Genomic DNA, 6,731 nt, shown 5'->3' with positions numbered 1-6,731 from the left:
CCAGGCCATGAGTTTATCGGGCGTGGACTGGTGCTCGACGAGAAGATAGATATACCCTTCACCTTCCGTTGTTTGCACCGAATAGAGCACATCGGATAAGCGAGAGCGCAGCTGTTTATCGATAAACGAGGAATTTGTCAGTGCCAATGTGCTGAAATCACACAGCGCTTTAATATGCTCAGGCAGGTGAATGTCAAAAAAGTCCTTTGCGCTGTCAATCTGCGTCATAAACCCTTTAAAAGCCGCATCATGGGCAGTCGGCGTGTGCTTAGGTTTCATTATTCAGTCACTCACTCCTCACGAAAGAAGGCTTATAATAACGCAGAATCGATTGTCTGTCCGTATTTCGGTTTTCCATGTTCACGTGAAGCCTAATTTGTATTCTCGCCCACACACCCAGTGCATTTAGTGACGTCATTTCAATGAATTAGTGAAATCATGGACGATAAATAAAAAATAACACTCGTTTTCGTCCAGCTCATCATGTCAATCAAATCACGTAAAATGTTAACCTTATTCACCAAATGGTCATGGGATTAAGCAAAATTGACAACCCTTAATGTCTAAGTGACAAACCATTCAGGGGATTGGCTTTACATTTCATTCCATAACCGTGGGGCGGGGGATTGGGTGATGATCAATGTCACCGTCAAGATAATAAAACAAAAGATCAACGTGTTTAAATATTTATCTGACCCGCCATGTAGACGTGAACGAAGATACACAAATAACATCAAGCAAAACACGATGACTTGCGTCGTCATTAAAATAATAAACACGCTTAACTCCTCTGACAAATGTACATTATCGGATCTTACATTCTCGTTCTACCGTGATACTAACAACGTATAGTGTGGCAAATTTTCATCGAACTGACCGCAAAGATGGTGTTGTTTGCAGACTTCGCTAAATTGTTTTTTATCACCCAGCACCCAAAACTCGACCGAGTTAATCTGCTTCCCCTCATCACTGAACCCTGTGGTTAGCGCAGAGGCTGTGACATAGAAGGTGGGTATGCCAGTCAATATCGGTTTTTTCATTGTCAGTTTTTGCCAGCGGTCATCACTGAGTATCACACTGTCCCATCCCAAATCTTTAAGCAGCTCCATCGCGTAAGTTAAGCGAAACAAATCACTTTGGCTGGCAATATCACAACAACACGAACGCCACAGATATTCTAACCGTGATTTTAATTTTGAGGTCATTAATCGTTGTTGACCCAGGTGGATGAGCCATTCAAAATCATGGACGACACAGCGGTGAAAGCGTTTTTGTTTCAGGGCCGTTTGTAACCAGCGAAGCAGAAAAAGATTTTCGGACTGGGCGTTTCGGGCAGCTTTTCCATCCCACTGCGCCAGTTTGAGTGCGACTAAAGCGGCAAAGGCTAATTTACCTAACCAATGATTTTTTTCTTCAACAGAAATCGTGGAATTTATTACTTTTGTCATGTGCTTCGCGATTGTTGTTTAGCGAGTCTTTGTATGCGTTTTAACGTATCGGCAACATCCGATTCCGTGACAGCCCCGTTAGGCTGACCGTCTTTATCATAGCGTACTGCACCAGGCATAATCGTCGTGCGATATTTGACACTGTGACTAATGGCCGCCAGGCTGCGTTTCAATTTTTTATATGAAATAGGCAGTTCACGGACTTTTTTGTCCGCAAATAAGGCCTCTCTTGTCCCCACGGCCATCGGTCGAAGTTGTCCATCGGGAAAGAGTTGTGGCCAATAGGCTGAAATATTGGCAATCGCCTCCTCTAACGGCAGATGTTGTTTTGGTGGCGTTGGCGGAATAACTTTCTTTTCTAACGGAACGACAACCGCTTTCTGTTTTTTCGCGGGCGGAGGTGTCACTTTTTTAGGAGGTTGAGTTGGCGCTGTTTTGGCGGGTTTATGGGGTTTACGCTGTGTATTAACGACTACTTGTTTACGGCGACGTTGAATAACCGGTTCGGTACTTTCCGTGCCGTTTTCCGTTGTCGGACGTTTTAAGGTTAATTTTTTGCGTTCCATACATCCTCACACCGAAATCACGTTTAGCGTCAATACATTAGTGGCAGATTATCATGAAATTTAACTGAAATCACTCGCCCGTAGGGCTGTAGACGGCCAAAATAGTCACAAAGAACGAATAGTGGTTAGGGCCGTCGAGACCCGTGTGAGCGGTTACGTGCTGTTTAATACCCCAATCTGCCCCCTGTCCTGGTAGAGCCAAATGATATTAACACCATTATTTAGGTTATTTGTCCCTTTGAAAAACGCAGTGAGACGGGCGAGAGGCGACGCCTCGAAGAACGGCTGTAGCTGCGCGTTAAGGTGGCCAGAGGCCAGCTTTACGGGGGCAATGGCACAATATTGACACCCTAATCTGAGCGACAGCCATTTATGGCTTGTAAGCGAAGGCTTTATTGGGTTTATCTCTTTAGAGTGTGCGGCTTGAAAAAGCAGAGCCGCAACTCCTTTTATTTAAAAGGACGTTTAGTTCAGAAACTAAAAACGAATTTAACCATAAAGCACGAATACTATTCGAAGTTAATTGCAGAGAATAAATACATTCGAAGTTAATGGGGTAAATATCCAGCGAAAATGTTCGCACAGTCATCATCGAGATGAATGGTGAGATTGAGATAACGATTTTACTGTTCAAAAAACACGCTATCCAGATTTAGGGCGAACGAAACCACCGCCAGTCAAGGCGGTAAATTTAGGGGGGATGAATTAGGTGTCGGGCAAGTGTTCCAGATAATGCAGGTAAATAGCCTGCCCTTGAACACTCGGATACAAGGCTTTCATTTTGCGCTCAAAAGCCATGACCGCCGCAATGGGCTGTGTCACCTTCCACGATTCAAAACGACGCCAGGCGGCATGTTCTGCGCTTTCTGGTGATTCCAAACTTTTGGCTAACGCTTTCTTTTCCTTCAAGGCCTTCGCTAAATGTTTTTTCTCTTGTTTGAGCGCTTCATCTTTACCAACCACGAGGGTTTTAAGCTTGTTGAGCAGATTGCGAAGTTTGTGCTTAGTCTCCAGTGACGCCACATTCGCACGCGCAAGCCGCAACACATGTTGGGCGTAGCGTTTTTGGTAGCTCTCTTTTAATCCCTTTTTTTCCATCCAACGGCTAAAACTGGCGACTACTTCGCGCAGTTCTAATGCGGAAAAGCCGAGCCCGTGAAAAAATTCAGGCCGTATCCAAATACGCATCGCTTTGTATTGTTTGGCCTCGATATCAAAATCGCGGTCAATGACAATCAGGTTGGCTTGTTCCCAGTCGCGCAAGGCATGCAGTATCGGGTCGTAACTTTTACGACCACTGTCATAGCGATAGAGTTGGCCACACAATTCCGCCAACTTCTCCACGGAGCACATTACTTCAAAGAGCGCGCCACTTTCGGGGTTGTAATCCGCATAGGCGATCATGGCCATCGCTAACGCATCAAAGGTTTCGCGGCGCTCTGAACGCACGGATATCCGCTGCTTTCTGCTGTAGCGCAGTTGGTAAATATGGGGGTTTCGGTTCCAATCGTGACGTTTTAAGGCGGCCGCAAAGCGACGCACCGGCACTAATTTCGGTAATTGCCCTAAAAATTTTGGCGCATAATGCCGATGAATTTTGCCGACGGAACAAGGAATTGCAGGAATTGAGATCCCATTAGACATGTCTCTCCGCACTTATGTTGTACGGAAGGAGTTGAATTTTTTTGCGCATAATTCTATACTCCCCGCTAGGAGTTCAACATTACCCCTAGCGGAATTACTCTGATGACCCCTGATAATCTTTTCGACCCGCCAAGATTGAAGAAGATTACAGGGGTTTTCTATTTGGGTTCACAGCACATTTTTGTGTGTTACATCCCATTTCTTGCCACCTTTCGGCGTGGCGACCACAAAATTCACATCAATTGTCGGCCAATTTAGCACTCTATGCGCATTCAAGCAACGTCTTCACGATAAAGACGCGATTTATTCACAAAATTTGTGATAAAACTTGAGGTTCGACGCGGGAGAAAACTAAATTGAATTGGCGGAAATCGCCGACAAGGCGGGTTAAAACAGAAATAACAGGGTGTTAATCACCAAATTCACGGTCTCGGGATTTTTCCATCACCATTTCACGCTCTTGTTGACGCAAGACGTCCCGTTGTTGTTGCTGATGTTCACGTTCAAGCTGAACGGCCTTTTCAATGACTCGCTCTTTCGCCTCCATTAAGTCATGTTCCCCTTTCAGCAAGCTATCACGCTCTTGCGCCATCACCTGCCGCAGTTCGTCCTCGTTGAGCTCAGGTGCCTTGGTGTCGCTGTTTGCTTGCTGACGCAGGGCCGCTTCAGCCTCTTTTAAGGCTTTATCAATTGCCTGCTCCTCAGGGGTTTGCAGATTTTTCGGGTCACTGTCCGCTTTATCGGTTTGCGCGGCATTCGGGTTCGCATAGGCGTTATCCACTTCGCCTTGCGTGATTTTTTCAATCATGGCCGTGTGTAAACGTTCATCGGGATTGAGTTGTACCACAACGCCCTGTTCCGGTTGCTGTACCATTGTCTCAAAGGCGGACTCTAGACTGTTCACAATCACGGTTTGCCCGTTTTGACTGGGTTTCACAACAATAAATTGTGCCTGTTCGCTCCCCAGTAAACGCCCTTCAGCGCGAAGCCCCTGCAGTTTATCCCCGTCGAGTTCAATGGCTTGTAGCATCGTGCCTTGGGACTTGCCGTGTTCATCAAACACTGGCCACGCCACATGCGGTTCGGGGTGCTTGGTGGACGGATAAACAAACTTTCCTTCGTGTGACTCACCGAGTCCCATTTGGCGGCTTAATGCGCGACCAATCGCCGTGTCATTAAGGGGGTTAGCATGGTCAAACAGTTGGTTACCCACTTTGGCGGCATAGTCTTGTTCAGCCAACAACACATCATGGGCCGTCTTTCGGTTGCCCGGGTTTGTAATTTTACTTGTCCATTTATCCAAATCATCACTGTAGGTTTGGACATGGGCTTTAGTCCGGGATAAAGCGACATACGCATCACGCAAAGTGGCGAGCATACGTCGTCCTAATTGGACGCCCCCTAAGACAATCACATACGGACTACTTGCCCCTTGCGCTTTATGTGCGGTGCCGGCATAACCGTAATCCAAATGTTGGTCAGTCAATGCTCCATTCGGGTCAAGCACGCGTGACTCCTCACCATTAGTCAGGGTGATTTGCCCGTGTTCATTAACTTCGCTGACTGTCCAGTCACTGTTCGTCACGCGTCCACGCTCTTTGTCTGTACGAGTAAAGGTGATTTTTTCGCCAACGGCAATGTGACGCCCTTCTTGGCGGTAAATACCAATATCTCGTAAGCTACTTTCAAAGGCCGAGAGTAAATACTCTTTCCCTTCCTCATCAACCAGGGTTACAACCCCATCACTTATCCCTTCCTCTGTCACCGCAATCCGATAGTACTGCTCTTGAATGAGTGCAATTTTACCCGCATGCTCAGACATCCCCGCGGTTGATAACAAGGCTTCGGTACGGGTATTTTCGCGCACTAATATCGGTACGGCTTTTCCCACTTGCAATTGTCCTTGCTCAATTAAAATGTCATGAATACCGCGGTTAATAACATCTTTATCGACATTCGTTTGCACGACAATGAGTGTCTCTTTTTGGGCTTCAGGCGTTCGACTGCGATAATCATCGAGAATATGTGTGATAACCTTATTGCCTGAGTCTACCACCGACTGTTCGGGCAATTTTGCGCCTGCTCGACGAGGAACCACATCCGGTGTCACGCTATTCATCGTGTCGATAGCCGTTTGAACTTGACCCGCGATGATGGCTTCAATAGCAGGACGAAGTTCAGGATTTTGTCGCACAATTTCTTTCATAATGGCGGTATCAAGTGCAGAACGGTCTTGTGCAAGCGCAAAGGGAGTCCCACTGTCCACTGACAATAACTGAGCCGTATCCCCACTGAGTACGCCTCGCCCCCCACCCTGAGCAATGATTTGCAAGACTTCACTTAAATTTCGGTTGCCTATCATGGAACTTTCATCAACTAAAAACAGGGTATTTTTAAAATCCAGTGTTTCACCTTGTTGTTGACGTTGGTTGGCATCCATCAAAAAGGCATGCAAGGTTTGCGATTTTACGCCGACTGCCGCCATTTCCCCGACGGCACGGTGCGTAGGCGCAAGACCGATGACTTCTGGCCGCTGCGCAGCAGGCAGTGTTTCCAGAGCCTTGAGAACAGCTGTAAATTGCGTGGTTTTCCCCACCCCGGCATAGCCTTGTATACCAACAAATTGGTCACGACTGCCTAAAATCAGCTCAGTCGCCGCTTTTTGCCCTGAGGTTAATCCGTTCAGTTGCGCCTCGGGCACAGACGCCATCAACGGAGTTTGTGTGTCTTTGCCCGCTAAAATCGTCGTGAGGATTTGCTTTTCCATCTCCCAGGTACTGGCCGTCACGTAGTGTTGTTGGGCCGCCCCTTTACCACTGGTCACGGGGATGATGGTTTTTTGGGCGACTAAACGGTCAAAGGCTTTCCCCAGCGATTGACTGTCGAGCGAGTTGTGTAATGGTAACGCTTTGGCAATCGCATCGATGCGCGAGAAAAAAACTTGACTCTCTTGCGCTAATGTCATGCCTTGTTGCAGGGCTTTTTCGGGCTTAGACAATAACGCTTCCGTGGCTTTATCGGCCGCTTGTTCAATGGCTTTGCTGTCTAATCCTTCAACCCCCGCTAACTGTCG

Annotated in this window: 6 protein-coding genes; all 6 read right to left on the bottom strand. The window is 47.1% G+C overall.

The genetic code is table 11. From position 1 onward, the window contains the following. The coding region (locus ACIPUA_RS07190) for an Rpn family recombination-promoting nuclease/putative transposase (protein ID WP_449059506.1) at nucleotides 1-279 on the bottom strand (279 nt) is incomplete at its 3' end. Between the two features lie 314 nt (nucleotides 280-593). Continuing rightward, nucleotides 594-779, bottom strand: coding sequence for a hypothetical protein (locus ACIPUA_RS07185; protein WP_283126880.1), 186 nt, complete (start codon nucleotides 777-779; stop codon nucleotides 594-596). 48 nt (nucleotides 780-827) lie between these two features. Next, on the bottom strand, nucleotides 828-1,448 hold the full coding sequence (locus ACIPUA_RS07180) for a DUF2913 family protein (RefSeq protein WP_283126881.1): 621 nt from the start codon (nucleotides 1,446-1,448) through the stop codon (nucleotides 828-830). After that, complete coding sequence (locus ACIPUA_RS07175) at nucleotides 1,445-2,014, bottom strand: ProQ/FINO family protein (protein ID WP_449059505.1); 570 nt, start codon at nucleotides 2,012-2,014, stop codon at nucleotides 1,445-1,447. Before ACIPUA_RS07175 ends, ACIPUA_RS07180 begins: the two co-directional genes overlap by 4 nt. A gap of 705 nt (nucleotides 2,015-2,719) precedes the next feature. After that, a complete protein-coding gene (locus ACIPUA_RS07170; protein WP_449059504.1) occupies nucleotides 2,720-3,658 on the bottom strand; it encodes a RepA family replication protein in 939 nt (312 codons plus the stop codon). Nucleotides 3,659-4,067: 409 nt separating this feature from the next. Beyond that, a partial coding sequence (locus ACIPUA_RS07165; protein WP_449059503.1) for an AAA family ATPase occupies nucleotides 4,068-6,731 on the bottom strand: 2,664 nt, incomplete at its 5' end.

The organism is Providencia sp. AGC89, from assembly GCF_053543535.1.
The sequence above is the reverse complement of the archived record's forward strand: the minus strand, read 5'-3'. Positions and strand labels throughout refer to the sequence as shown.

Bases quoted from the DNA above. Each gene is read 5' to 3' on its own strand.
- ACIPUA_RS07180 (WP_283126881.1), bottom strand. From the start codon at position 1,448: ATGACAAAAGTAATAAATTCCACGATTTCTGTTGAAGAAAAAAATCAT.
- ACIPUA_RS07175 (WP_449059505.1), bottom strand. From the start codon at position 2,014: ATGGAACGCAAAAAATTAACCTTAAAACGTCCGACAACGGAAAACGGC.
- ACIPUA_RS07170 (WP_449059504.1), bottom strand. From the start codon at position 3,658: ATGTCTAATGGGATCTCAATTCCTGCAATTCCTTGTTCCGTCGGCAAA.